24 protein-coding genes are annotated in these 25,827 nt (G+C 73.1%); 16 read left to right on the top strand and 8 right to left on the bottom strand.

Annotation, left to right across the window (positions count from 1 at the left end):
- Window positions 1-280: 280 nt before the first annotated feature.
- From AB0P06_RS04775 to AB0P06_RS04740, 8 genes are all read left to right on the top strand, one after another.
- On the top strand, window positions 281-805 hold the full coding sequence (locus tag AB0P06_RS04775; protein WP_363605080.1) for a PadR family transcriptional regulator: 525 nt from the start codon (window positions 281-283) through the stop codon (window positions 803-805).
- The gene (locus AB0P06_RS04770) at window positions 802-1,488 is read left to right on the top strand and encodes an ABC transporter ATP-binding protein (RefSeq protein WP_363605078.1); all 687 of its coding nucleotides are present in this window, start codon (window positions 802-804) and stop codon (window positions 1,486-1,488) included. Before AB0P06_RS04775 ends, AB0P06_RS04770 begins: the two co-directional genes overlap by 4 nt.
- Window positions 1,485-3,713, top strand: coding sequence for an FtsX-like permease family protein (locus AB0P06_RS04765; protein WP_363605077.1), 2,229 nt, complete (start codon window positions 1,485-1,487; stop codon window positions 3,711-3,713). The genes AB0P06_RS04770 and AB0P06_RS04765 overlap by 4 nt, the downstream gene beginning before the upstream one ends.
- A gap of 213 nt (window positions 3,714-3,926) precedes the next feature.
- A complete protein-coding gene (locus tag AB0P06_RS04760) occupies window positions 3,927-4,808 on the top strand; it encodes a hypothetical protein (RefSeq protein ID WP_363605075.1) in 882 nt (293 codons plus the stop codon).
- A 127-nt stretch (window positions 4,809-4,935) separates the two neighbouring features.
- Window positions 4,936-6,087, top strand: a complete 1,152-nt coding sequence (locus AB0P06_RS04755; protein WP_363605074.1) for an ATP-binding cassette domain-containing protein — start codon at window positions 4,936-4,938, stop codon at window positions 6,085-6,087.
- Window positions 6,088-6,150: 63 nt separating this feature from the next.
- Entirely contained in the window at window positions 6,151-7,476 is a 1,326-nt protein-coding gene (locus AB0P06_RS04750) for an ABC transporter substrate-binding protein (RefSeq protein WP_363605073.1), read from the top strand.
- Entirely contained in the window at window positions 7,473-8,351 is an 879-nt protein-coding gene (locus AB0P06_RS04745; RefSeq protein ID WP_363605072.1) for a sugar ABC transporter permease, read from the top strand. The genes AB0P06_RS04750 and AB0P06_RS04745 overlap by 4 nt, the downstream gene beginning before the upstream one ends.
- A 9-nt stretch (window positions 8,352-8,360) precedes the next feature.
- Entirely contained in the window at window positions 8,361-9,140 is a 780-nt protein-coding gene (locus AB0P06_RS04740) for a carbohydrate ABC transporter permease (protein WP_363605071.1), read from the top strand.
- Window positions 9,141-9,148: 8 nt separating this feature from the next.
- Here the strand turns inward: AB0P06_RS04740 and AB0P06_RS04735 are convergent, their stop codons facing one another.
- Window positions 9,149-9,949, bottom strand: coding sequence for an IclR family transcriptional regulator (locus AB0P06_RS04735; RefSeq protein ID WP_363605070.1), 801 nt, complete (start codon window positions 9,947-9,949; stop codon window positions 9,149-9,151).
- A gap of 68 nt (window positions 9,950-10,017) precedes the next feature.
- On the opposite strand from AB0P06_RS04735, the gene AB0P06_RS04730 reads away from it, so the two are divergent.
- Window positions 10,018-10,791 carry an inositol monophosphatase family protein gene (locus AB0P06_RS04730; RefSeq protein ID WP_363605069.1) on the top strand — a complete coding sequence of 258 codons (774 nt, stop codon included), beginning with the start codon at window positions 10,018-10,020 and terminating at the stop codon, window positions 10,789-10,791.
- Between the two features lie 113 nt (window positions 10,792-10,904).
- Here the strand turns inward: AB0P06_RS04730 and AB0P06_RS04725 are convergent, their stop codons facing one another.
- The 5 genes from AB0P06_RS04725 to AB0P06_RS04705 all read right to left on the bottom strand — a co-directional run bounded on the left by AB0P06_RS04725 (window position 10,905) and on the right by AB0P06_RS04705 (window position 15,850).
- Window positions 10,905-11,789 carry a hypothetical protein gene (locus AB0P06_RS04725; RefSeq protein WP_363605068.1) on the bottom strand — a complete coding sequence of 295 codons (885 nt, stop codon included), beginning with the start codon at window positions 11,787-11,789 and terminating at the stop codon, window positions 10,905-10,907.
- Between the two features lie 40 nt (window positions 11,790-11,829).
- Window positions 11,830-13,164 (bottom strand): Dyp-type peroxidase, encoded by a 1,335-nt coding sequence (locus AB0P06_RS04720; protein WP_363605067.1) that lies wholly within the window; start codon window positions 13,162-13,164, stop codon window positions 11,830-11,832.
- A gap of 19 nt (window positions 13,165-13,183) precedes the next feature.
- Entirely contained in the window at window positions 13,184-14,197 is a 1,014-nt protein-coding gene (locus tag AB0P06_RS04715) for a hypothetical protein (protein WP_363605066.1), read from the bottom strand.
- A 44-nt stretch (window positions 14,198-14,241) separates the two neighbouring features.
- Window positions 14,242-14,775 carry a hypothetical protein gene (locus AB0P06_RS04710; RefSeq protein ID WP_363605064.1) on the bottom strand — a complete coding sequence of 178 codons (534 nt, stop codon included), beginning with the start codon at window positions 14,773-14,775 and terminating at the stop codon, window positions 14,242-14,244.
- A gap of 94 nt (window positions 14,776-14,869) precedes the next feature.
- Window positions 14,870-15,850, bottom strand: coding sequence for an alcohol dehydrogenase catalytic domain-containing protein (locus AB0P06_RS04705; protein WP_363605062.1), 981 nt, complete (start codon window positions 15,848-15,850; stop codon window positions 14,870-14,872).
- Window positions 15,851-16,068: 218 nt separating this feature from the next.
- Between AB0P06_RS04705 and AB0P06_RS04700 the strand changes: the two genes are divergently transcribed.
- The 7 genes from AB0P06_RS04700 to AB0P06_RS04670 all read left to right on the top strand — a co-directional run bounded on the left by AB0P06_RS04700 (window position 16,069) and on the right by AB0P06_RS04670 (window position 23,446).
- Complete coding sequence (locus AB0P06_RS04700; RefSeq protein WP_363605060.1) at window positions 16,069-17,133, top strand: aminopeptidase P family N-terminal domain-containing protein; 1,065 nt, start codon at window positions 16,069-16,071, stop codon at window positions 17,131-17,133.
- A gap of 26 nt (window positions 17,134-17,159) precedes the next feature.
- The gene (locus AB0P06_RS04695) at window positions 17,160-18,080 is read left to right on the top strand and encodes a hypothetical protein (protein WP_363605059.1); all 921 of its coding nucleotides are present in this window, start codon (window positions 17,160-17,162) and stop codon (window positions 18,078-18,080) included.
- Window positions 18,081-18,115: 35 nt separating this feature from the next.
- Window positions 18,116-19,825: a dihydroxy-acid dehydratase gene (locus tag AB0P06_RS04690; RefSeq protein ID WP_363605058.1), complete on the top strand. Its 1,710-nt coding sequence runs from the start codon at window positions 18,116-18,118 to the stop codon at window positions 19,823-19,825.
- A gap of 35 nt (window positions 19,826-19,860) precedes the next feature.
- The gene (locus tag AB0P06_RS04685) at window positions 19,861-20,727 is read left to right on the top strand and encodes an SMP-30/gluconolactonase/LRE family protein (protein WP_363605057.1); all 867 of its coding nucleotides are present in this window, start codon (window positions 19,861-19,863) and stop codon (window positions 20,725-20,727) included.
- Window positions 20,728-20,783: 56 nt separating this feature from the next.
- Complete coding sequence (locus tag AB0P06_RS04680; RefSeq protein WP_363605056.1) at window positions 20,784-22,271, top strand: aldehyde dehydrogenase (NADP(+)); 1,488 nt, start codon at window positions 20,784-20,786, stop codon at window positions 22,269-22,271.
- Window positions 22,262-23,023: an endonuclease/exonuclease/phosphatase family protein gene (locus AB0P06_RS04675; protein WP_363605054.1), complete on the top strand. Its 762-nt coding sequence runs from the start codon at window positions 22,262-22,264 to the stop codon at window positions 23,021-23,023. The genes AB0P06_RS04680 and AB0P06_RS04675 overlap by 10 nt, the downstream gene beginning before the upstream one ends.
- Before the next feature lie 81 nt (window positions 23,024-23,104).
- Complete coding sequence (locus AB0P06_RS04670) at window positions 23,105-23,446, top strand: hypothetical protein (protein WP_363605053.1); 342 nt, start codon at window positions 23,105-23,107, stop codon at window positions 23,444-23,446.
- Here AB0P06_RS04670 and AB0P06_RS04665 read toward each other — a convergent pair.
- Both AB0P06_RS04665 and AB0P06_RS04660 read right to left on the bottom strand, forming a co-directional pair.
- Window positions 23,422-23,892 carry an NUDIX domain-containing protein gene (locus AB0P06_RS04665; protein ID WP_363605051.1) on the bottom strand — a complete coding sequence of 157 codons (471 nt, stop codon included), beginning with the start codon at window positions 23,890-23,892 and terminating at the stop codon, window positions 23,422-23,424. The two genes, AB0P06_RS04670 and AB0P06_RS04665, sit on opposite strands and share 25 nt — an antisense overlap.
- Window positions 23,893-24,028: 136 nt before the next feature.
- A complete protein-coding gene (locus tag AB0P06_RS04660) occupies window positions 24,029-25,519 on the bottom strand; it encodes an SDR family NAD(P)-dependent oxidoreductase (RefSeq protein ID WP_363605166.1) in 1,491 nt (496 codons plus the stop codon).
- Between the last annotated feature and the right edge of the window lie 308 nt (window positions 25,520-25,827).

The following is a 25,827-nucleotide window of genomic DNA, read 5'->3' as shown; positions in this document are numbered from 1 at the left end:
GTGGCAGGGCAGGCTGGTCCCGGCCGCGTCCTCTTGTTGCCGGGACGCGGCGAGGTCCGGCCTGCTGTGGGGGCTCGCCGGGCCGCGGTGTGGAGCAGGGGGCGGACGTGGGGCCGTCCCCTGCTCACGCATGTCCCGCCCGGCCCGGCCGCTCCCGTGCGTCAGCGCCCAGCCGGCCCTGATCGCCTCCTGACCGCCTCCTGATCGATGTTCGAGCAGCTCAGCGGACTATTCTCGCCAGCTATACACTCGAAGTATACGTCTGGTGTATGGTCAGCTCATGAGTGTTCCTTTGACCCTTCTGGGCCTGCTGGAGCGAGAGCCGAGCCATGGCTACGACCTCAAGCGCGACTACGACGCCTTCTTCGGGCGGGGCAAGCCCCTGCCGTACGGCCAGGTCTATGCCACGCTCGGCCGACTGGCCCGGGACGGCAAGGTCGTGCCCGCCGAGGCGGAGCCCGGTGACGGTCCCGACCGCAAGCGCTACGTCATCACCGAAGCCGGGGTGACGGAGTTCGAGACCTGGCTCACCGAGCCGGTGTCGCCCGAGCCCAATCTTCAGACGGTGCTCTTCACCAAGGTCGTCCTGGCCCTGATGCTCGGCCGCGACGCCGAGCTGTACCTCGACACCCAGCGCGCCGCCCACCTGCGGCGGATGCGCGAGCTGACCGAACTGCGGCGCACGGGCGCGCTCGTCGACGCCCTGCTCGCCGACCACGGACTGTTCCACCTGGAGGCCGACCTGCGCTGGATCGACCTGACCACCGCCAGGCTGGACGCGCTCGCCGAGGCGGTTCGGTCATGACCCACCTGATCGAGGCCCGCGACATCGAACTCGCCTTCGGCGAGACGCCCGCCCTGCGCGGCGCCGGTCTGGCCGTCGACGCCGGCGAGGTGCTCGCCATCATGGGCCCGAGCGGCTCCGGCAAGTCGACGTTACTGCACTGCCTGGCAGGCATCCTCGTCCCCGACGCGGGGGAGGTCCACTTCGACGGGCAGCGGATCGACACCATGAACGAGGCCCAGCGCAGCGCCCTGCGGCGCGACCGGTTCGGTTTCGTCTTCCAGTTCGGCCAGCTCGTCCCCGAGTTGACGGCCGAGGAGAACGTGGCCCTGCCGCTGCTGCTCGGCGGCACCCGCCGTACGGCGGCCCTCGCCGAGGCCCGGCCCTGGTTCGCCCGGCTCGGCCTGGACGGCCTGGAGCGGCGCCGCTCCGGCGAGCTGTCGGGCGGTCAGGCACAGCGGGTCGCGCTCGCCCGCGGCCTGGTCGCCCGCCCGCAGGTGCTCTTCGCCGACGAGCCGACCGGCGCGCTGGACTCGCTCACCGGCGAGCAGGTGATGGAGCTGATGGTCGGCGCCGCCCGCGAACAGGGCACCACCGTCATCCTGGTCACCCACGAGCCCCGGGTCGCCGCCTACGCCGACCGCGAGTCGATCGTCCGGGACGGGAAGGCCACCTCGCTCTCGGCCGGACGGGTCGCCTCGTGATCGAGTTCGCGCTCCGCCTCGCCGTCAGCGGAGGCCGGGAGGCCATCGCCCGGCTGATCGTCATCGCCGCCGCCGTGGCCATCGGCGTCGGCATGCTGCTCTCCACGCTCGCCAGCATCAACGCCGTCGACAAGGCCAACGACCGGGTGCTCTGGTACAACACCGGGGCGGCCGCCCGCACCGAGACGGCGGCGGTGGACCCGCTCTGGTGGCGGACCCACGCCGACTACTACGACGGCGTCAGGCTCTTCGAGGTGGACGTCGCCGCCACCGGGCCGACCGCGCCCGTCCCGCCGGGCCTGGCCGCGGTGCCGGCACCCGGCGAGTACTACGCCTCGCCGGCCCTCGCCAAGCTGCTGCGCGAGACCCCGGCCGTCGAGCTGGCCGACCGCTTCCCCGGCCGGCTGGCCGGCACCCTCGGTGACGAGGCCCTGCAGTCCCCGGACTCGCTGGTCGCCGTCATCGGCCGCACCCCGGAGGAGGTCAGGGCCCAGCCCGAGGCCAGGACCGTCACCACCATCGCCACCACGCTCCCCGCGGCCTGCGACAACGACTGCCCGGGCGGTGGCGTCCGGGGCGACGCCATGACGCTCATCCTCTCCGTCGTGGCCGGCGCGCTGATCTTCCCGGTGCTCATCTTCATCGGCACCGCGACCCGCCTCTCCGCGGCCACCCGCGAGCAGCGGTTCGCCGCGATGCGTCTGGTCGGCGCCACCCCCCGGCAGGTGTCGGTGATCTCCGCGGTGGAGTCCACGGTGGCCGCCGTCGCCGGGACGGCCGTCGGCTTCGCGCTCTTCTTCCTGCTGCGCCCGGTGGTCGCCACCGTGCCGTTCACCGGAGAACGGTTCTTCACCGGCGACCTGACCCTGACCGCGGTCCAGGTACTGGGGACCGTCCTGGGCGTCCCGGTGGCGGCGGCGGTCGCGGCCCGGTTCGCGCTGCGCCGGGTGACCATCTCGCCGCTGGGCGTCTCCCGCCGGGTGACCCCGCGTCCGCCCCGGGCCTGGCGGCTGGTCCCGCTGCTGGGCGGCCTCGCCGAACTCGCCTGGTTCGTCGACCGCCGCCCGGAGACCACCGACGGGCAGACGGCGGCCTACCTCACCGGCTTCCTGGTGGTCATGCTGGGCCTGGTGGTCGCGGGGCCCTGGCTGACCATGGCCGCCGCCCGGGCCGTGGCCCTGCGCACCAGCCGCCCCGCCACGCTGATCGCCGTCCGGCGGCTCGCGGACGACCCCAAGGCGGGCTTCCGCTCGGTCAGCGGCCTGGTCCTCGCCCTCTTCGTCACCACCGCGACCGTCTGCATCATCGGCACCATCAACGAGAACCGGGGCTCGCTGGCCGGTGATCCGCTGACCCGGACCGCGGTGGAGCACGGCGCCATGGTGGACGAACCGCCGATGACGGACGCCGTACCCGACCGCGTCCTGGCGGACGTCCGGGCCGTCCCGGGGGCCGAGGGCCTGGCGGTGGTGCACGCCAACCCGGACAAGATCGCGAAGGACCCGGCGGACCCCCGCCCCTTCGCGCCCGGCCTGGTGCTCTGCTCGGACCTGGCCCGGATTCCGGTGGTCGGCCACTGCCCGGCCGGCGCGAGTGCCGCGGCCATCCCGCTGTACGCGTTCCTCGACCTGCGGTCGCAGGCCGACACGGAGTGGCCCGCCGCGCCGATCACCCCCGAGGCCCTCGGCCGGCTGCCGGTCCAGATGATCTACGCGACCACCGACGGCTCGACGGCGGCCATGGAGCAGACCAGGACCGTCCTCACCCGCGCCTACCCGCACTACATGTCCCGGACGGTCGGCGACTGGGGCTCCGAGCAGCAGCGGCAGATGGCGGGCTGGCGCCAGCTGGCGAACGTGGTGCTGCTCGCCACCCTGCCCATCGCGGGCTGCAGCCTCGCGGTGAGCGTGGTCGCGGGTCTCTCCGACCGCAGGCGGCCGTTCGCGATGCTGCGGCTCACCGGGGCACCGCTGCGGCTGCTGCAACGGGTGATCGGGCTGGAGAGCGCGCTGCCGCTGCTGGTGGTGGCCGCGATCGCGACCGGGACGGGCTTCGGGGCGGCGGCGATGTTCCTCAAGTCGCAGATGAGCTACGACCTGGTCTCCCCGGGCGCGACGTACTTCGTCCTGGTCGTCCTCGGGCTGGTCGCCTCGCTCGGGATCATCGCCTCGACCCTCCCGCTGCTCCGGCGGATCACCGGTCCCGAAGCGGCCCGCAACGGCTGACCGCACCCGCCCGGCCCAAGGCCCCGGGTGTCGCGCCTCCTCACGGGGGGAGGCGCGGCACCCGGGGCTTTTCCGTGTCCGCGCCCCCTCGGCCGGTGACATCTGACGTTCACCTTCCGCCCATTGACCCTGTCGGAACGCCCCTGTTGTAATCCTCTTGGCGATAAGGAACGCCGTTCTGCTATCCCGAACAATCGAGAACAGTAGAGGTGAGTGGCAGTGAAGCTGGGCCGGATCAGCATCAGCGCCGCCCTCGTGGCGGCCGTGGCCGTCGCGGCGGCGACCCCCGCGCAGGCCGCGAGTTGGACGCGGACGTCGCAGTACTACCGGTGGACCGGATTCAACGCGCTGGAGCGCGGACAGGGTGTGGCGACCGACGGCACGTACTTCTACTACGCGGGCCCGGGCGGGATGGTGAAGGCGACCATCTCCAACGACCACGAGGTGGCCTCCTCCACCTTCCCGATCCCGTCGGCGCTCGGCTCCTCGTTCAAGAGCGACCACATCGGCGACCTCGAGTACTACGGCGGCTATGTGATCGCGCCGATCGAGGACGGCAAGAACGGCTACCAGCACCCGGTGCTGGCGCTCTACGACGCGAGCGACCTCAGCTACACCGGCCGCTACCTCCAGCTGCCGCTCGCGCAGATGCCGGGCGGCGTGCCGTGGGTCGCGGTGGACGCCGCGGCGGGCCTGGTCTACACCGCGCCGTGGTCGCAGAACACCGCGGACGGCACCGCCAAGCTGGTCGCCTACAGCCTGTCCGACCTGCTCGGCCTGCCGGCCGGCAGCACCCTGCCGGTGGTGAAGACCGTCACCCTGTCCCAGCCGCTGAGCCGGATCCAGGGCGCGGCCATGTGGCAGGGCAGGCTCTACGCCTCGGTCGACGACAGCGGCAAGTCCGTCTTCTCGATCGACCCGGTCTCCGGCCAGGTCGCCTACGAGTTCCACCAGGACGCCGAGCCGGGTGACGAGGTGCAGGGCATCGCCGCCTGGGACCTCGGCCCGTCGGGCGGCCAGCTGCACATCGTGCACGTCGGCTCCGGCTGGAAGTCGATCTTCCTCTACCTCCAGCACTACACCAAGACCGGCTGATCCACGCGGCAATCCGCATTTCATCGGCAGGTCACCGGCGCGCCGCCGCCACGACCGGGTGGCGCGCCACCATGTTCAGACACGCAGATCAATGTTCGGAATCACAGAACTTGAAAGGCCGGCAGGCATGCCAGACGTGGTACTGGAGCAGATCTCGAAGACCTACCAGGGTGCCAGGGGAGTCCGCCACCAGGCCCTGACCGGGATCGACTTCACCGTGCCCAGCGGCGAGTTCGCCGCCCTGCTCGGCCCGAGCGGCTGCGGCAAGTCCACCACCCTGCGCATCGTGGCCGGCCTGGAACGCGCGGACGGCGGCGACCTCAGGATCGGCGGCCGCTCGGTCACCCGGGTGCCCGCCGCCGAACGCGGGCTGGCGATGGTCTTCCAGAACTACGCGCTCTTCCCGCACCTCTCGGTCGCCGAGAACATCCTCTTCGGCCTCCGGTCCCGCCGGGTGCCGAAGGCCGAGCGGACGGCGCGGCTGGCCGAGGCGGCCCGGCAGCTGCGCCTGGAGGAGCAGCTGAACCGCCGCCCCGCCCAGCTCTCCGGCGGCCAGCGCCAGCGGGTCGCGCTCGGGCGGGCCCTGGTCAGCGGGGCCGAACTCGTCCTGATGGACGAGCCGTTGTCCAACCTGGACGCCCGCCTCCGGGCGGACATGCGCACCGAGCTGCGCGAGCTCCAGCAGCGCCTCGGGCTGACCGTCCTGTACGTCACCCACGACCAGGTCGAGGCGATGACCATGGCCGACCGGGTGATCGTCATGCGGGACGGCGGCATCGACCAGATCGCCGCCCCCGAGGAGCTGTACGCCCGCCCGGCCTCCACCCGGGTCGCGTCCTTCATCGGTTCCCCGCCGATGAACCTGCTCGACGTCCGCCGGGACGGCACCGCGCTGCTGCTCGGCGGTCCCGGCGGGGGCGGCACCGCTGTCGACAGCACCGCCGCCGACGGTCCCCTCCGGATCGAGGCCGCCGCCCTGCTCAGGGGCCTGCCGGACGGGCTGCCCGAGGAACTGGTCCTCGGCATCCGCCCGGAGGACCTGACGCCGGGCCCGGGCGAGCTGACCCTGCCGGCCGTCCGGATCCGGGACGAACTCCTCGGCGCGGACCGGCTGATCGCCTTCCGGGTCGGCGGCCGCACCGTCCAGGTCAGGGTCCGCGCCGACGAGCACCGCCCCGGCGGCGACCGCCTCGGCGCCCGGTACGCCGCCTGCCACCTCTTCGACCGCCGGACGGGAGCCCGCCTCGACGTCCGCCGGCCGGCCGGCGTCCCGCGCTGAACCCCCGTCTTCCCCTCGCCAGTTCCACCGATCCTCGGCTGTACAGAGCATCAGGAGATACCCGTGTCCCTCTCTCCCCGCACCCGGGCGCTCGCCGCCGCGGCGCTCGCGCTCACCGCGGTCGCCGGCTGTTCCTCCGCCTCCGGCGGCCCGGGCGGTGACGGCGGCAAGGACGGCGCCGTCAGCATCGACTTCTACTACCCCGACCAGGTCGGCACCCTCAGCGCGCTGATCGACGGCTACCTCAAGGACTTCGCCAAGGAGCACCCCGAGATCAAGGTCAAGGGCGTCTACTCCGGCGACTACGACCAGACCCTGGCCGCCGTCAACACCGCGATCGACGCCAGGAAGGCGCCCGCACTGGCCATCATGGACCAGTCCTTCATGCACGACCTGGTCGAGCGCAAGGCCGTGACGGCCTGGAACCCCTTCCTGACCAGCGACGCGGACAAGAAGTGGAAGGACGGCTTCTACCCGCAGTTCATGTCCAACTCGGTCGGTGCGGACGGCCAGGTCTGGGGCGTCCCGTTCGCCCGCTCGACCATCGTCCAGTACTGGAACAAGGACTACTTCAAGAAGGCCGGCCTCGACCCCGAGAAGCCGCCGACGAGCTGGGACGAGCTGATTGCCGACGCCAGGGCCGTCCAGAGCGGGGCCGGCGCCAAGTGGGTCCTGTTCGTCCCGACTTCGACCGGCACCGCCTACTGGCTCTACCAGGCGCTGGTCCAGCAGGCCGGCGGCGACGGCGCGCTCAGCGACCGGGCCGGCACCAAGGTCACCGTCAACTCCGACCAGAACGTCAAGGCGCTGGAGTTCTGGGCCTCGCTCGGCGCCCAGAAGATCGCCCCGACCACCGAGGTCGCCTGGGGCACCTCCACCGACGACTTCCTGGCCGGCACCACCGGCATGCTGTGGACGACCTCCGGGCGGATCGGCTCCATCCAGGAGAAGGCCGGGTTCGACTGGGGCGTCTCCGCGCTCCCGGCGGGCGCCGGCAAGGGCGCGCCCACCGGCGGCGGCAGCCTGATGCTGTTCGAGGCGGGGGTCTCCAGGAAGCAGCAGGAGGCCGCGGTCACCCTGGCCAGGTTCCTCACCACGCCGGAGCGGGCCGCGGACGTCTCGATCAAGTCCGGCTACATCGCGACCTCCGAAGCAGCCTGGAACACCGAGGCGATGCAGACCTACCTCAAGCAGCACCCGCAGGCCAGGGCCCCGCACGACGCGGTCGCCGACGCCATCCCCGAGATGGCCACGCCCGACCGCGACCGGGTCGTCTACCAGACCCTGGCACCGGCCCTGCAGGCCGTGCTGCTCAAGGGCGCCGACCCGCGGCAGGCCCTGAACAAGGCCCAGTCCGACATCGACGCCATCCTGAAGACCCACCGGTGAAAGCCCGCACCGCGCCGCGCAGGCTCCCGGACCAGGTGTTCGCGTACGCCCTGCTGGTGCCCGCGTTCGCCTTCCTCGTCCTGTTCACGGTGAAGCCGCTCGTCTCGACGGTCCTCAGCAGCCTGCGGGACCGCCGGGACGAGGGGCCCACCCTGGACAACTACCGCTTCCTCGCCGAGGACGAGGTCTTCCGCAAGGCGCTGGTCAACAACCTGCTGTTCTCGGCGCTGACCGTCCCGGTCTCGCTGGCGCTGGCCATGCTGCTCGCCGTGCTGCTCCAGCGGGCGCTGCGCGGGAAGGCCCTGCTGCGGGCCGGCGTGTTCGCCCCGGCGATCCTGCCGGTGGTCGCGATCGCCGTCATCTGGCTGTACTTCTACCAGCCCAACATCGGCGTGATCAACGAGGTGCTGGGCTGGTTCGGGATCACCGGGCCGGACTGGCTCGGCGACACCGCCCTGGTGCTGCCGTCCCTGATGGCGATGATGGTGTGGAAGGAGGCCGGGTTCTTCATGATCTTCTACCTGGCCGGGCTCCAGGCCATCGATCCCGAGCTGGACGAGGCCTCCCGGCTGGAGGGCACCGGCCGGTTCACGCACTTCCGCCGGGTGACCTTCCCGCTGCTGATGCCGACCACGCTGTTCGCGGCGATCGTGGCGCTCGCCGACAGCATCAAGATGGTCGACTTCGTCTTCGTGATGACCCAGGGCGGCCCGGACAACTCCAGCAACCTCCTCCTCTACTACATCTACCGGGTCACCTTCGCCCAGCACTGGCCGCAGTACGGCGCGGCGATCTCGCTGCTGGTGATCGGCGTCCTGGTCGCCCTGGCCGTCCTGCAGATCCGCCTGCTGGACCGCCGGATCCACTACCGCTAGGAGCCCCAGGTGGACCGTATCGTCAGCTGGCCCGACCGGGTCGAGACGGCGCTGGCGTGGCTGGCCGGCCTGCTCTGGACCGCCCCGCTGCTCTATGTCTTCGTCCGCGCCTTCGAGTCGGGCACCGCCGATCTCTCCTCGGCCTGGCAGGCCGCGCCGTTCGGCCGCTACTACCTCAACACCGCGCTGCTGGTCACCGGGATCACCGCCGCCCAGCTGGTGGTGGGGGTGCTCGCCGCGTACGCCTTCGCCCGGTTCGAATTCCCCCTGCGGGGACCGCTGTTCGTCTTCGTCCTGGTCCAGCTCATGATCTTCCCCGAGGTCCTGATGTCGGAGAACTACCGGACGATCGCCGGCTTCGGCCTGCTGGACACCCTGCCCGGGGTGGGACTGCCCTATGTGGCCAGCGCGTTCTGCGTGTTCTTCCTGCGCCAGGCGTTCCTCGGGGTGCCGGACGAACTGGTGGAGGCGGCGCAGATCGAGGGCACCTCCCGGCTGGGCATCCTGTGGAAGGTGTTCGTCCCGGCCGCCAAGCCGAGCATCGTCGCGTACGCGCTGGTGTCGATCTCCACCCAGTGGAACAACTTCCTCTGGCCGCTGATCGTCGCCGTGTCGGACGAGACCAGGCCGGTGACCGTCGGCCTGGTCCGGTTCCTGGCCCCGGAGACGGGCCTGGACGTGCCCCGGATGGCGGCCGGTACGGTCATCGTCACGGCGCCGCTGCTCGCCCTGTTCCTGATCGGGCAGCGGCAGTTCATCAACAGCTTCCTGCGGTCGGGGATCAAATAGACACCCTGCTAGAGCGCCCGGTGGCCGCCCAGCGCCCGGGTGATCCGGTCGGCGGCCTCGGCCAGCACCCCGCCGAGCTCGGTGATCTGGCGCACCGACTGGTCGCCCTTGAGGCCGGTGACGGAGAGCGCGCCGAGCACCGTCCCGGTGTGGTCGAAGACCGGGGAGGCGACGCAGAGCACCCCGTCGGAGTCCTCCTCGTCGTCCACGCCGTAGCCGCGTTCGCGGGTCAGGTCGAGCTCGGCCCGCAGCTCGGCCGCCGAGGTGATGGTCTTGCGGGTGCGGAAGGGCAGGCCGGTCTCCTCGGCGATGCGGTCGGTCACCGCGGGCGGCAGCAGGGAGAGGATCACCTTGCCGGCGGCCGAGGTGTGCGGCAGCTCGCGCACGCCGAGCGGGGTGTGGAAGCGGATGGTGCCCGGGGCGTCGACCCGGGCGATGAACATCGGGTAGCCGTCGTCGTTGATCGCGGCGCGCGCCGTCATCCCGGTCTGCCGGCTCAGCTCGTGCAGCGCCGGTTTGACCACGTCGGCCAGCGGGTGCGCGGCGGACGCCCGGTCGCCGAGCCGCACCAGCGCCATACCGAGCCGGTAGCGGGGGCCGGGCTGCACGTCGCGCAGATAGCCGGCGTCGACCAGGGTGCGGGCCAGCGAGTAGGCGGTGGACTTGGAGGTGCCGAGGCCGCGGGTGAGCTCGGTGAGGGTGACCCCCTCGGCCGGGCCCTCGGCGACCAGGTCCACCAGCCGCAGCGCCCTGACCACGCTCCCCACCGCGTAGGTCCGCTTCTCGCCGGTCTCCGTGGTGTCCGCCATCGCTGTGCTGTCCCCGTCCTGCTGTATGGAACCCAATTCTTCTCTGCCGAACATTCTAGGAGGGGTCCGTGGACCTGCTGACGCTCGCGACCGCGGTGGCGCGAAGGGGAGCCGACTTCGTCCTGAGCAGACGGGTGGCGGCGGTCTCCGTGGTCGCGACCAAGGCCTCCGAGCTGGACGTGGTGACGGCCGTCGACCGCGAGGCCGAGACGCTGATCCGCGAGGCGCTCCGCGCGGCCCGCCCGCGGGACGGCTTCCTCGGCGAGGAGAGCGGACACCGGCCCGGCGGTAGCGGGCTGACCTGGATCGTCGACCCGATCGACGGGACGGTCAACTACCTGTACCGGGCGGTGCCGTACGCGGTGAGCGTGGCCGTGGGGAGCGGGCCGCCCGAGGCGTGGACGGCCGAGGCCGGCGCGGTGGTGGTGCTCCCGGCCGGGGAGGTGTTCGCCGCCGCCCGGGGGAGCGGCGCGACCCTGGACGGCCGGCCGCTGCGGGCGAGCGGGGAGACCAGGCTGGACCGGGCGCTGATCGGCACCGGCCTGGCGTACGACCGCGAGGCCCGCGCCGGACAGCTGGCCGTGCTCGGCCGGCTCGCCCCCGGGGTACGGGACGTGCGAATGAGCGGTTCGGCCTGCGCCGACCTCTGCGCGGTCGCGGCCGGCCGGCTGGACGGCTGCTACGAACGCGGCCTCGGCCCGTGGGACCACGCGGCGGGCGCGCTGATCGCCCGCGAGGCGGGCGCCGTCGTCGAGGGCCCCGGCGGCGGCCCGCCGGACGCGGAGCTGGTGCTGGCCGCCGCCCCGGGGATCGCCGCCGCGCTGCGCCGGGCGGTGGGGTGAGGGCAGGGTGCCTCCTGCGGATCCCGCCGGGCGGGCGACGTTCCCCGGCCTTCGGCCGGGTCCGGCGGGCCGAAGACGGGGAGGGCGGCCTGCCATGAACAGCGATCCCCCGGTCAGCGCGTGTCATCGGCTGCCGTGGGTCCGCTTCGCCGACGGCTGAGCACCGTGGCGATCGGGAGGGCCGCTGCCAGACCGCTGAGCAGGACGGCGGCGAGCGCGCCCAGGACGGCGGGCTGGTCGCCGAAGGCGATGCCGATTGCGGCCAGGGCGGGCCCGGCGTTGCGTACCGCGGTGACGCCGCCCATGGTGGTGCGGCGCACCGGCGGACCCGTGGCCAGCAGTGTGCCGACGGCGAAGGCGGCGGCTGCGAGCAGGAAACCGGCGAGGAGGGTGAGCGAGCCGAGGAGTGCGACGACGCCACTCCAGTTGCCGACCAGCATGCCCGCCAGCACGATCAGGAATGTCACGTTCGAGACCGCGGCCGCCGTGGGGTGCCACGACCGCGCGGTGGGCGTCGCGTAGCGGCGCAGCAGCAGGCCGATGACGAACGGTACGAGCTGTAGGAGGGCCACGGTCCGCACCAGCGCCGCGACATCGAGGGAGATCCCCCCGCCGACCTCGGCGGCGGTGAGAATTCCGTTGACCGTCGGGGCGAAGGTGAGGCTGCCGAGGGCGGCGAGCAGCACCTGCATCGCCGCGCCCGCGCTGACGTCGCCGTTCTGCACCATGGCCAGCTTCGCGCCGAAGGGTCCGCCGGGGGAGGAAGCGACAAGGACGAGTGCGATGAACGCTGCCGAGGGGAGGCCGAACAGCGCACCGATGCCCCAGCCGAGCAGTGGGACGACCACCAGGTTGGCGAGCAGCGCGAGTAGCAGCAGCGGGATGCCGGCGAAGACGCCACGCAGTGCCGCCACGGTGGCCCCCAGGCCGGCGGCGAACATGGTGGCCGCGATGAAGATCACGGTGACGGCGTTGAACAGCATGTGCAGGGTGTCCATGGGGCTTTCCCCTTGCGGTGGAGCGCGCGTCGCCGCCCTCTCAGTCCTGGGGATCGCCGAGCCAGCGCAGGGCGCTCAGGCTCGGCAGGAAGCAGTACTCGCCGCCGCGGGTGGCGACGAAGCGCGGCAGGGGGGCAAGGCGGCGTCGCACCGGCCGCCGGGGGACGGTGAAGCCGGCGGTGCCGTCGTGGGAGCCGGTGACGGGGTCTTTGGTGCTGCCCGCGCCGAAGAAGACGCCGTCGTTCATCCACTGCGACTGCACGAACTCGAACTGCCGCCCGAGGTGGGCTCCGATGAACGCGAACATCAGGCCGCGGTCGACCCCGTCGTCCTCCAGAACTCCCTCGGGCAGCGGAGGACCGTAGACGGTGCCGCGTCTGATCATGCGGTGCAGTCGCACCTGTCCTGCCACCGAGGCGTCGCGGGGGTTGGCCCGGCGGATGTGGCAGCCGCCGGGTGTGACGAATCCCGCCGGGTCGTCCCGCTCGTACAGGAAGGTGTTGCGGCGGTGCGGGTCGGCACCGATCGCGGGGTCGTCGTGCTGCGGACACAGCGCCAGGGGCGCTCCGCTGCGCCAGCGTCCCATGATCTTGGCCGCGAGCAGTTCCTCGTCCTCGGGGCCGTCGGCGTTGTCCCGCAGGTAGCGCCGGAACGCGGCGACCTCCTGGTGGAGTTTTCGGAAGACCGCGTAGCTGCCGTTGCGTCCCAGCACCTCCGGCTGCGGAGTTCGGACACCGCCGATCTCGTCCCGGTAGCCGAGCACGAACTCCCCGGCCTTCAAAGGTTCTTCCAGCTGGTTCGACCCGGCGATGCCGCTTCCTTCGACGGCCGGATGGCTGATGCCGTCGCGGTAGCCGAAATGCTCGGTCTCGGTGGGCAGCGCCTGACAGTCCTGTCGCCAGATCGCGGTCACCCCGGGAAGGCTGTCGTACGCAGGGCGGGCCCGGTCGAGGGCGGCCTTCAGCCGAGGGGTGTCAGGCGCTACTGCGGTGAGCACCACATGGACATCCGAGGTGCCCAGCGGCGCTTCCCAGTTCTCGGGGCTGCTCTCGCCGACATCGCTGAGCGCTTCGGCCCGGGCGGCCATCCCTTGCCGGAACTCCCAGGCGAAGGTGGCCAGTGATGCGCGCGGCACGCCCAGCGCCGCCAGACCGTGGCAGGTGACCGCGACACTGAGCCAGGTTTCCCCCAGGGGGCTGACCGAGTCGGCGGCAGAGGCCACCATCGCGCTCGCGCGCCGTATCAACTCCCGCCCGTGTGCCCGGTCATCGATGTGGAACACGAGGTACGTCGCGGCGTAGGGGGTCGGCCGAGGACTGAGAACCCCGCGCTGAATATCGCCGAGTTCCAACGCGACGTGCGTAGGTCCGCTCACGGTTGGCCTCCCTGCGGTACTACTTCGAGACGAGGTTCCGCCAGAAATTTCGCAGGCTCTCGTCGCCGCCGAACAGCGAACTGAAGATCGTGGAGTCCGCCAGCAGCACATCGCCGGCCTGCTCACCGCTCGGAGGCATCCACAGGAACATGTTGAACTCGGTGTTGCCGGCCTCGGTGAACGGATGCGGCCTGGAGGTGTCGATCGGCTGTCTGGCCAGCACGTGGATGACATCCGGCTCGTCGGTGGTCACGGCGTAGTGCGGCAGGTGCAGATGGAAGTTGAAGTTCGTCACCCCTTCCAGCCACCCTTTCGCGTCCAGGTCCCCGACCGTGGACAGCGGGGCGATCCTGTTCTTCTCCCGCACCGCGGGGCGCAGCCCGTAGCGGTTCTCGACCGGCACCCCGAGACCCTGCATCAAGCCCCGGACGTACGTGGCGAACCGCTGCTGGCGGGGGACCAGGGGATCGCCGTGATGGCGGTACTCCAGGTCGCGCACGGCCAGATCGTCCGATGCCCCGACGTCATGGTGAGGCCCCAGGACCAGACAGGCGTCCTCTCGGCCGAGGAAGGCCCGCAGTGCCTCGACCTCCTCGGGCCGGGCCTCCTGCCCGGCGACCATGTGGTCCAGCCCGAACACGAACAGCGTGTCGGTGTCGGCCAGTACGCGCTCGTCGAGCGGGGTCCGGAAGCCGGCCTGATCGATGCGCTGATACACCGGGACGGGGTGCCCGGTGACCTCCTCGACGAACTGCTGGAACGGCACCCAGGCCCAGAAGAACAATTCCAGTGCGCCGGCGATGCCTTGTTGGAACCGCAAGGGGTCGGACCACTTCGGGTCCTCGTAGGCAGGCCACGCCACCCGCCTGACCTCCGTCATCGTGGAGAACCGGTTGTCCAGTTCAGCCGGATTTCTGCCCGCCTCGGCCGGATAGCTCCACGAGACGTAGATGCTCACCCGTCGCCGTCCCGGGGTGTAGTCGCGCGGGACGTGGTTCTGGTTGTAGGTGCGCGCGGTCCCGACCTTGCTCATCTCGTCTCCGATCCGCGGTGGGACAAGCTTGGGACGGCCCGTTCTCACTGCAGCTGGTCGAGCATCTCCGACAGGGCATCCTTGATCCGCAGAGCCTTCTTGATCTCATCGGCCGTCACGTACGGGTACTCCCCGTACTCGATGAAGCTCGGGCAGTGATGTTCGCGCACGAACCTGACGAACGCCTCGGGGTTGGTCTGCCAGTCCTCGGGGAACCCTTCGAGGTTCTCGAAGGCCGTGCTCACACCGGCCTTGCTGAAAAGCGCGACGGCGTCCTCGGTGTACTTGTCGAAGTCGGTGTCGAAGATCCCCTGGTACATGAAGCGCGTGTCGTCGTCGAAGAGCACCCAGCGCAGGTAGTGCAGTTTCAGCGGTGCGAGAAGATGTGGATCGCCCTCCAGCGCCTCGGCCAGGGTGTGGCCGTGCTCACGGATCGCGTCAGCCCGGCCCGGTTTGACCTTCGCGACGATGGTGAACCCATAACACGCCGGTGTCTTCGGATAAACGGGGCCGTATTTCCCCTGCTCGAACTGGTCGTTGTCCTTGGGGATGACGGCCGCCTGCGGCTTGATCTCCATGTCCGCTCCTCCCGCCGCCTACCGGCCGGGAACAATCCCCCTCATTCTCCCACGCGGTACGTCCTTCCGCGCTTCGCCAAGTCCGGCCACCCGGCTAAGGCAGCGTCAGCAGCACCTTTCCCCGGGGGCCCGCGCCGCCGCGCAGGGTGGCCAGCGCGGCGGCGGCCTCGGCGAGCGGGAAGCGGTGGGTGATCACGAAGCCGGGCGCGACCTCGCCCGCGTTGAGCAGGCCCACCGTCTCGCGCCAGACCTCGGAGGTGTAGGCGAAGCTGCCGCGCACGGTGAGGTCCCCGTTGACCAGCTCGTCGATCGGAAACGCGGCCGTGCGGCCCGTTCCGGCCAGGCCGAGCAGCAGGACCGTCCCGCCGCGCCCGGCCGCGCCGAGCGCCGTCCCGACCGCCTCGGGTGTGCCGGCCGCCTCCACGACCAGCTGGTAGCCCCCGCCCGCCTCCTCGGGGTCGAGGGTGAACCGGTCCGCGCCGGCCGCCGCCGCGAGCCCGGCCTGCTCCGGGCGGCGGCCGAGCAGGCAGACCTCCGCCGGGGACCAGAGCCTCAGCAGATGGACGGCGAGCAGGCCGATCGTGCCGTCGCCGACCACCAGCGCCCGCAGCCCCGGCTCGGGCGCGGCCCGGCGCAGGCCGCGCAGCACCACGGCCATCGGCTCGACCAGCGCCGCCTCGGCCAGGTCCACGCCGGGCGCCAGCCGGTGCACCAGCCGGGCGGGGACGAGCAGTTCGTCGGCGGCCGCGCCCGGCCGGGTGAAGCCGATCTCGTCGTAGGTCGCGCAGAGGTTGGTCGCGCCGCGCCCGCAGGCGGCGCACCGCCCGCACGGGACGATGCCCTCGCCGACCACCGGGGTGCCGTCGGCCAGGACGCCGGACCACTCGTGGCCCAGCACCAGCGGGTAGCGGACGTAGGCGGGGTCGACGGCACCGTCCACCAGTTCCAGGTCGGTGCCGCAGAGGCCGACCGCGCGCGGGCGGACCAGGAGCTCGCCGGCCTCCGGGTCCGCCGCGGGGGAGGGCGCGTCGGTGAGCGCGACGGCGTGCGGCCGGTCGACGCGAAGGGTGCGCATGGTCGGTCTCCTCGGTGCAACGGGTGCGGGCGCCGTGGTGGCGTCGGGCCGGCCGGCCTGTCGTGTGCTGAGCTCGTGGCGGCGGTTCAAATGTTCTGCATTACAGAACGTTGGTTGTTAATTCAGCATAGCAGCCTTGACGATCACGAAAGCGGGCTGCTTAGCTCTTCATCGTTCACTGGAACGCGGTTCTGCACTACAGAACAGGCTCAGATGTGTTGACCGAAGCACTCGCCCGGGTCCGGGCCTGGCTGGCCGAACGGGAACTGCCCGCGCTGGTCGCCACCCGGCCGCCGGCCGTCGCCTGGCTCACCGGCGGGCCGAACCCCCCGATCGACCGGACGGCCCCGTTCGACACCCTCTGGGCGGTCGTCACCCCGACCACCGCCCTGCTGCTGACCACCGAGGTCGAGTACGGCCGGCTCATCGCCGAACACCCCGATCCCGACAGCGAGTTGCGGGCCGTCCCGTGGTACGATCCGGCCGCCCCCGCGGTCGCCGCCGCACGGTTCACCGGCCACGACCCGGCGCTGATCGCCTCCGACGGCCACCCCGCCTTCGGCGTCGACGCCACGGACGACCTCGTGGCGTTGCGGCTGGCACTCACCCCCGGCGAACAGGACGCCCTGCGCGCCCTCGGTACCGACGCCACGGCCGCCGTCGAGGACGCCCTGGACGACTGGCGGCCCGGCGACCGGGACCGCGACGTCCAGGCGGCGATCGCGGCCGGGGTGGAACGCGCCGGAGCCGACGCGCCGGTCCTGATCGTCGGCGGCGACGAACGGCTGCGCCACCGCCACCCGCTGGCCGTCGGCGCACCGTTGCACCGCACCGTCATGGCGGTCCTGGTGGCCCGCCGGGGCGGACTGCACGTCGCCCTGACCCGGTTCGCCGGGGACGCCCCCGACCGCACCGCGGTCCGCGCCATCGAGGCCGGGGTGCTCGCCGCGAGCCGCCCCGGCCGCAGCTACGGGGACGCGCTCACCGCCCTCGACCGCGCCTACACCGCCGCCGGGCACCCCGGCGGCTGGCGGCAGCACTACCAGGGCGGCCCGATCGGTTACGCCCAGCGGGAGTTCGAGATCGCGCCCGGGCAGACCGACAGCCGCTGGTACCGCCAGCCGATCGCCCTCGGGCACGCGCTGGCCTGGAACCCCAGCCTCCCCGGCGGAGCCAAGGCCGAGGACACCTACCTGCTGACCGACGCCGGGCCGGAGCGCGTCACCACGGCACCGCCCGTCGTAGACCGGCCCGCCATTACCGAACGACCCGTCACCACATGACCCGTCACCGACCCGAAAGGCAGCGCATGAGGGGCACCGAAATCCTCGCCGGACTCGGCCTGAGCGCCGAACCCGTCCCGCCGTCCAGCGAACTCCGGTTCCCCGACGGCGCCCACTACCGGGTGGAGATCCCCAGCGTCGAGGGACCGGACGTGCTGCGCGCCACCCTCGACGCGGGCGACGCCCTCGGCGTGACCGTCAACCGCGTCTCGCAGGGCAGCGGCGCCATGCTGCTCACCCGGGCCGAACTGGCCGAGATGGCCAGGATCGGCGCCGACCGGGGCGTCGAGGTCTCGCTGTTCGTCGGCCCCCGCGAGGGCTACGGCACCGGCAACCACTCCCGCTCGGCCGACGGCGCCGCGCTCGCGGGCCAGCTGCGCGGTACCCGCCAGCTCCGCTACGCCGTCGAGGACGTGCTGCGCGCCGTCGAACAGGGCATCCGCGGCTTCCTGGTCTCCGACCTGGGGCTGCTGGAGGTGCTGAGCGGCCTCCAGACGGCCGGGGAGCTCCCGGCGTCCGTGGTCTGGAAGGCCTCGGTGCTGATCGCACCGTCCAACCCGGTGGCCATGCGCCAGCTGGCCCGGCTCGGCGCGCACACCGTCAACGTGCCGTCCGACATCACCCTCGGCCAGCTGGCCGAACTGCGGGCGGTCACCTCGCTCCCCATCGACCTCTACGTCGAGTCCCCGGACTGGCTCGCCGGAGTCGTGCGCGGCCACGAGACGACCGACCTGGTGCTCGCCGGTGCCCCGATGTACGTCAAGTTCGGTCTGCGCAACGCCCGCAACCTCTACCCGGCCGGCGCGCACCTGGCGGCCGACGCCGCCGCGATCGCCGTGGCCAAGGTCCACCGGGCCGCCGTCGCGGGGGAGTGGATCGACCGGCTGGGCGTCCCGCTCGTCCAGTCCGGTCCAGGAGCGGAGGGACTGGGGGTGCCGGAGCTGTGACCGGCCGACCGCCGCAGGGCCCGGAACCCGCCCCGTTGCGCAGCCGCGCGTGGTTCGCGGGCGACGACGAGGTCGCCGTCCTGCACCGGGTGGCGATGCGCTCGGCCGGGATCGAGCTTGCCGCCGACGACCACCGCCCGGTGATCGGCATCGCCGACTCCGCGAGCGACCTCAACCCGTGCAACCTGCCGCTCGCCGGGCTGGTCGACGCCGTCCGCCGGGGCATCACCGAGGCCGGCGGCATCCCGCTGCGCTTCCCCGTCATGTCGCTCGGCGAGGACCTGATGAAGCCGACGGCGATGCTCTACCGCAACCTCCTCGCCATGGAGGTCGAGGAGACCCTGCGGGCCAACCCGCTCGACGGCGTCGTCCTGCTCGCCAACTGCGACAAGACCGTCCCCGGCGCGCTGATGGGCGCGGCCAGCGCCGACCTCCCGGCCGTCCTGGTCACCGGCGGCGCCCGCCAGCCGGCCGTGTTCCGGGGCCGCCGGCTCGGCACCGGCACCGACCTGTGGCGGCTCTGGGAGGACCACCGCACCGGGCGGCTCTCCGACGACGCCTGGACCGAGGTCGAACGCTGCCTCTCCTGCGGCCTCGGCGCCTGCAACACCATGGGCACCGCCTCCACCATGGCGGTCCTCACCGAGACGCTCGGCCTGGCACTGCCCGGCTCGGCGACCGTCCCGGCCGGGGACCGGGCCGCCGAGACGTTCGCCGAGCAGGCCGGACGCCGGGCGGTCGAGCTGGTACGGGAGGGCACCACCCCGTCGCGGATCCTCACCCGGACGGCGTTCCGCAACGCGATCACCGTGCTCAACGCCGTCGGCGGCTCGTCCAACGCGATCATCCACCTCTCGGCCCTCGCCGGGCGGCTCGCCCTGGACCTGGCACCGGAGGACTTCGCCCGCCCGGACGTGCCGGTGCTCGTCGACGTGGCACCGTCCGGCGCCGGCCTCGTCCAGGACCTGCACGCGGCCGGCGGCGTGCCGGCCCTGGTCCGCGAACTGGGCGGCCTCCTCGGCCAGGACGCCCCGACCGTGGCCGGGACGACCCTCGGCGCGGCCGCCGCCGGCGCACCCGGCCCCTCCGGCGTGCTGCGGCCGCTCGCCGACCCGCTGCGCCGGGGCGGGGCCTTCGCCGTCGTCCGTGGCTCGCTGGCCCCGGACGGCGCGGTGATCAAGATCTCGGCGGCCGGCCCGGAGCTGCTCGTCCACCGCGGCCCGGCGCTGGTCTTCACCTCGTACCAGGAGATGCGGGCGCGGATCGACGACCCCGACCTCGATGTCACCGCCGACACCGTGCTGGTGCTGACCGGCTGCGGGCCGGTCGGGGTGCCCGGCATGCCCGAGTGGGGCATGGTCCCGATCCCCGCCAAGCTGGCGGCGCGGGGCGTCACGGACATGGTCCGGGTCACCGACGGGCGGATGAGCGGGACCAGCTTCGGCACCGTCTTCCTGCACGTCGCCCCCGAGGCCGCCGTCGGCGGGCCGTTGGCGCTGGTCCGTACCGGCGACACGGTCGTGGTGGACGTCCCGGCCGGGCGGCTCGACCTGGACGTCCCGGCGGCGGAGCTGGCCCGTCGCCGCGCCGCCTGGTCACCGCCGCCCTCGCCGCACCTGCGCGGCTGGCCCGCGCTGTACCAAAAGCACGTCACACAGGCCTCGCAGGGCTGCGACTTCGACTTCCTCCGCGCCCCCATCGGGGCGCACCTGGGGATGGTCCCCCCGGTGATCGGGCGCTCCTGAAGGGCCCTCACCCGACCCGACGCGGAAGGAAACGGATGGAGTGGGAGATCGCGGTCGCGGCCGGCGCAGAGCTGGGCGAGCGGCCGGTCTGGGACGACCGGACCGGTGAACTCGTCTGGGTCGACCTTGCGGCCGGTACGGTCCACCGGCACCGGCCGGGCGGGGACTCGGCCGTACGGTACCCGGGCACGGTCGGCGCGGCCGGGCTCCGTGCCGCGGGCGGTCACGTCCTGGCGGCCGGCACCGACTTCGTCCTGACCGGCCCCGACGGCGGCGTCGAGCGGCGGATCCCGCTGCCCGGCGCCCCGGCGGGCGTCGCCTTCAACGACGGCGCGGTGGACCCGGCCGGGCGGTTCTGGGCCGGGACCGCCGCCCTCGATCTGCGGCCCGGCGGCGGCGCCCTCTACCTGCTCGAAGCCGACCTGACGGTGCGGCTGGTCCTGGACGGCGTCACCGAGTCCAACGGCCTCGCCTGGAACCTCGCCGGCGACCTGCTCCACTACGTCGACTCCGGCGCGCCCGAGCCGCGCGTCCGCGTCTTTCCGTACGACAAGCGGACCGGTGAGCTCGGCGCGCCCCGCGACCTCGCCCGGTTCGGCCCCGGCGACGGCATCCCCGACGGGCTCACCGTCGACCGCGAGGACTGCCTCTGGGTGGCGCTCTGGGAAGGCGCCGCCGTCCGCCGGTACGGGCCCGACGGCACACTCCTCGCCCACCTGCCGCTGCCCGTCCGGCTGGCCACCTGCCCCGGGTTCGGCGGGCCCGGCCTGGACCTCCTGTACGTCACCACGGCCCGGCAGGGCCTCGACCCGGCCGCGCGGGCCGCCGAACCGTCGGCCGGGCACGTCCTGGTCGCCCGGCCGGGGGTCCGCGGGGTGCCCGCCCACCGCTTCGCGAACTGACCCCCCGTACCGACCCCGCGCACCGCCGCCGCACCAGGAGAACGGCCCTGAACGCCATGGACACCCCGAACACCGCACCTACCGCACCTACCGGACCCGCCGCGCACCCGCCCGGCGGCCACCCCGCCGACGCCCTGGCCGCCCGGGCCGCCGCCGCCCACGCCGAGCTGCGCCGCCGGCCCACCGCCTACCACGGGCGGCTGCTGCACGCCGTCGCCGACCGGATCGACGCCGTCGGCCCCGACCTCGTCTCCACCGCCCACCGCGAGACCAACCTGCCCGAGCCCGGCCTCACCGCCGAACTCGCCCGCACCGTACGCCAGCTGCGGATGTTCGCGGACCTCGCCGCCGACGGCTCCCACACCGAACCGGTCGTCGACCGCGCCGACCCCGCCGCCCGTCCGCCCCGGCCCGACCTGCGCCGGATGCTCGTCGGCATCGGCCCGGTCGCGGTCTTCGGGGCCGGCAACTTCCCGCTCGCCTTCGGCGCCGCCGGTGGCGACACCGCCTCCGCCCTGGCCGCCGGCTGCCCGGTGGTCTGCCGCCCGCACCCCCTGCACCCGCGCACCGCCCGGCTCACCGCCGCCGCGGTCCTGGCCGGTCTGCGCGACGCCGGTGCCCCCGACGGCACCTTCGCGCTGCTCCCGGACCCGGCCCTGGAGGCCGGCCGCCGGCTGGTCACCGCCGACCCGATCCGCGCCGTCGCCTTCACCGGCTCGTCGACCGGCGGGCGCGCCCTGTTCGACCTGGCCGCCGCCCGCCCCGACCCCATCCCCGTCTACGCCGAGATGGGCAGCGTCAACCCGGTCGTCCTGCTGTCCGACGCCCTCGCCCGCCGGGGCGAGGAGATCGCCCGGGGCCTCGCCGCCTCCCTCACCACCGGCTACGGCCAGCTCTGCACCAGCCCCGGCGTCGTCCTGCTGCCGGCCGGCGCCGGGGACTTCGCCACCCGCCTGCTCGCCGCGCTGGACGAGGCCCCCGCCGGCCGGCTGCTCAGCCCCGACCTGGCCCGCCGGCTCACCGCCGGACTCGCCGAACTCGCCGCCCTGCGCGGCGTCGTGGTGCTGCGGGACGGCACCGCCGACGACGACGGCGCCTTCACCACCACCGTGCTCGGCACCGACACCCGGACCTTCACCGAACACCCCTCGCTGCGCGAGGAGTACTTCGGCCCGGCCACCGTCCTGGTCCGGTACGACGACCCGGCCGCGCTCCCGGCCGTGCTGCGGGCCCTGCCGCCCGGTCTCACCGTCACCGTCCACGGCGACGCCGAAGCCGAACTCGTCGACGCCGCCGTCCAGCAGGCCGGCCGGGTGGTCTTCGACGGCTTCCCCACCGGGGTCGCCGTCTCCCCGGCGATGACCCACGGCGGCCCCTACCCGGCGACCACCTCCGTCCTGCACACTGCCGTCGGCCCCACTGCCGTCCGCCGCTTCCTGCGGCCGGTCACCTACCAGAACGCGCCGCGGTCCGCGCTGCCGCCGGAGCTGCGCGACGATCGTCCGGCAAGCCCCACCAGCAGGGAGAACCCACCATGCGCGTGATGGCGTACAACATCCTCGACGGCGGGGAGCGCCGCACCGAGCCGCTGCTCGCGGTGATCCGCGCCCAGCGCCCCGACGTCCTGGGCCTCTGCGAGTGCGCCGGGTTCGACACCGACGGCACCTTCGAGTGGTTCGCCGAGGAGCTCGGCCTGGTCGGCGTCCTCAACCGGGCCCCCAGCGGCAACCATGTGGCGCTGCTGCACCGGCCCGAGCTGGCGGTCGTCCGCACCTCCACCCAGTCGGCCGGGATGTACAACGGCATGGTGGAGGCGGTGCTGCGCACCGGGCTGGGGGAGGTCGCCTTCGTCATGACGCACCTCCACCCGTTCTCGCCGCTCTTCCGGCTGGCGGAGGCGGAGACCGTCGCCGGCGCCGCCTCGTTCGCGCCGCACTCGGTGGTGATGGGAGACCTCAACAGCCTCTCCGCCGCCGAACACCCCGACACCCACCGGGCGTTGGCCCGGACCCTCCGGCTGCGGACCACCACGGCCGACGGCCGGATCGACACCGGCCCGGCCGACCTGCTGGCCGCCCGGGGCTGGACCGACCTCGACCGGGGCACTCCGCGACCGACCTACCCGACCCGCATCCCGATCGCCGAGGAGGCCCCCGGCGGCGCGGCCCGGCTGGACTACCTCTTCGCCACGCCCGAACTGGCCGCACGCTGCCGCGAGTTCACCGTGGTCGACGACGACCTCGCGCACCTGGCCTCCGACCACCTGCCGGTCGTCGCGGAGTTCGACCTCGGCTGAGCGGGTGCCGGGTCGGACACCGGGCCGGGAGCCGGGCACCGGAGTAGACTTCCGGGCCGAAGGCTTCGGTGAGGGGGAACCGTGGTGCGGCTGAGTGTCGACATCCGTGCCTCGCTGGTCGCGCGGGCCTTCCACCACGCCTTCACCCGGCCGGTGGTGGCGATCGACGGTGTGGAGGCGCCCGCGGTCTGGGGCCGGACGCGACTGCCCGTCGAGCCCGGGCCGCACCGGCTGGCCGTGTACTTCCGCTACCGCGGCCAGCGCACCGCCCGGCTCGGCCTCGGGCAGAGCGAGTTCACCGCCGACACCGCCGTGCCCGGTCCGCACGCCACCGCCCGGCTCGGCCCGCGCAACGGCAGCCACTTCCGCGTCACCGTCGACACGCGGACGGGTGGGCGTCAGCCCGAGGAGCCCACGGGGTAGGCGTACGTCCCCGCGCGCAGGACGTCGCGCAGCGCCGTCGGGCCCGGCAGCCAGCTGCCGAGGACCAGGGCGGACGGGTAGAACATCGGCCCGGGCAGGGCGTCGACCGGGAACCGCTCCCAGCCGGCGCAGGCGTGCGGCTCGGTGACCTCGGCGGCGGCCAGGCTCGGCGGGGCGAGCACGGCCGCGGTGAGCCGGGGCCGGCCCAGCTCGTGGTCGAGGAGGACGGCCAGGACGCGCATCTCCGAGGCGGGGAGCACGATGCCGGTCTCCTCGGCGAGTTCACGCGTGGCGGCCTGCTCGAAGGACTCGCCCGGGTCGTCCACCTTGCCCCCGGGCAGGCTCCACGTGGGCGGCTCGCCGGCGGTGATCCGGCGGCCGAGCAGCACCCGGCCGTCCCCGGTGGGCACGATCACGCCTGCGCCGAGCATCGGTGCGGTGGTCAACTCCGGTCTCCTTCACGGACGGCGATGCGGGCGGCGATACGGCGGTGATACGGGTCTTCGGACGGCGACCCGGACGGGCGGGGGAGCCGACGGGCCGCCACCGCGCGGCGGCGGCCCGTCGTCGGACGGCGGCCCGTCACCAGGCGGCGCGGTCGAAGTCCTTGAGGAAGCAGCCGTACAGGTCCTCGCCCTGCTCGCCGCGGACGATCGGGTCGTACACCCGGGCGGCGCCGTCGACCAGGTCGAGCGGGGCGTGGAAGCCCTCCTCGGCGAGGCGCATCTTGTCCGGGTGCGGCCGCTCGTCGGTGATCCAGCCGGTGTCGACGGCGGTCATCAGGATGCCGTCGGTCTCGAACATCTCCTGCGCGCTGGTGCGGGTGAGCATGTTGAGCGCGGCCTTGGCCATGTTGGTGTGCGGGTGGCCGGCGCCCTTGTAACCGCGGGTGAACACACCCTCCATCGCCGAGACGTTGACCACGTACTTGCGGCGGGAGGCGGAGGCGGCCATCGCCGGGCGGAGCCGGCTGATCAGGATGAACGGCGCGGTGGAGTTGCAGAGCTGGACCTCCAGCAGCTCCACCGGGCCGACCTCGTTGACGGTCTGCACCCAGCTGTTGGTGGACGCGAGGTCGGGCACCAGGCCGCCGGCGTCGATCGCGGTGCCGGCCTCGATCCGGGCGGGCGTCGCGGAGCCGGTGACCAGGGCCAGCGAGGTGACGTCCTCGGCGGAGATCCGCTCGCTGCCGCCGGTGGCCTGGGCGGGCAGCGCGGGCAGGTCGACGCTGCCGCTGCCGAACCGGCCGATGGTGGTGGACTGCGGCAGCTCGCCGGCCGGCAGCGGCGCCGACTCGGCGGCGACCAGCTCGCGGTAGGACTCCGGCGGCCGGCGCACGGTCTGCGCGGCGTTGTTGATCAGGATGTCCAGCGGGCCGTCCGCGGCGACCTCGTCCGCGAGCGCCAGGACCTGGGCCGGGTCGCGCAGGTCGATGCCGACGATCTTGAGGCGGTGCAGCCACTCGGCGCTGTCCGGCATCGCGGTGAAGCGGCGGATGGCGTCGTTGGGGAAACGGGTGGTGAGGGTGGTGTGGGCGCCGTCGCGCAGCAGCATCAGCGCGATGTACATACCGATCTTGGCCCGGCCGCCGGTGAGCAGCGCGCGCTTGCCGGTGAGGTCGGCGCGGGCGTCGCGGCGGGCGCGGTTCCTGGTGGCGCAGGGCTGGCAGAGGTTGTGGTAGAACGCGTCCACCTCGACGTACCGCTGCTTGCAGGTGTAGCAGGAGCGCGGGCGCTCCAGGATGCCGGCGATCTCTGCGGTGGTGACGGTGGTCAGGCCGAACGCGCCGGCCGTCTCGTCGTCGATCCGGGTCGGCGCGCCGGTGGCGGTCCGTGCGGTGACCTCGCGGTCGTTGGCGGTCTTCCGGGCCCGGGTCTCCTGGCGGCGGCGCTGCTTGAGCGTGCGGAATATGCCGCCGACGGCCTTGCGGACGGTGATCGCATCCGGGTGGTCCACGTGCAGCTGGTCGAGCTCGGCGAGCACGTCGAGGCAGAGCCGCAGCCGCTCGGGGTCGAGACCGGGGCCGTAGTCGATCTCCTCCTCGGGGCCTTCGCCGCCGCCGTCCCGCTCGATGTCCTGCTCGAAGTCCACGCCCGCCGTCATTCCCGCTGCCGTTCTCTGGTCTCGCCTCGCCGTTACCGCGTGAATGCTACGGGAGCGGCCGTGGCCGGGGCGAAAAGCGGACCGGCTGGAGGAACCTCCAAGCCGGACGCCGATCCGGTGATCATGCTTTGTGCGGTGCGCCAGCAATCCTGTTCGAACTGGCTTTTGGTTCCACCGTCCCGGAGAATCGAATGCTGGGTGCGGGGTGCCCGAACGCGCCCTGCGGCACCACCGCAATCGCGCCCGAGGTGTACCTCCCCCCAGCCAGAGAGCCCCTT

It is taken from the genome of Kitasatospora sp. NPDC088351 (assembly GCF_040685575.1).
Lineage (GTDB): Bacteria > Actinomycetota > Actinomycetes > Streptomycetales > Streptomycetaceae > Kitasatospora.
The sequence above is the reverse complement of the archived record's forward strand: the minus strand, read 5'-3'. Positions and strand labels throughout refer to the sequence as shown.